At 64.2% G+C, this 335-nt stretch carries 1 protein-coding gene; it reads right to left on the bottom strand.

The genetic code is table 11. The annotated features are described in order from the left end of the window. Positions 1–335: cbb3-type cytochrome c oxidase subunit I (locus R6V09_RS54320; protein ID WP_317888709.1), on the bottom strand; the 335-nt coding region annotated here is incomplete at both ends.

The raw sequence follows: 335 nt of genomic DNA, 5'->3' as shown, positions 1-335 counted from the left end.
GTTGGCACGGCGATGAGGAACGTCATGAAGGAGAAGAACGGCAGCAACACTCCGCCGGTGACGTACATGTGGTGGGCCCACACGGTCACGGAGAGGCCGGCGATGGAGATCGTGGCCGCGACCAGTCCCATGTAGCCGAACATCGGCTTGCGGGAGAAGACCGGGATGACCTCGGAGATGATGCCGAAGAACGGCAGGGCGATGATGTACACCTCTGGATGGCCGAAGAACCAGAAGAGGTGCTGCCACAGCAGGGCCCCGCCGTTGGCGGCGTCGAAGACGTGTGCCCCGAATTTCCGATCCGCCTCCAGCGCGAACAGCGCGGCGGCGAGGAC

The sequence above is a fragment of the Streptomyces sp. W16 genome (assembly GCF_033194735.1).
In the GTDB taxonomy this organism is placed as follows: domain Bacteria; phylum Actinomycetota; class Actinomycetes; order Streptomycetales; family Streptomycetaceae; genus Streptomyces.
This window is presented reverse-complemented; position numbering and strand designations above follow the sequence as displayed.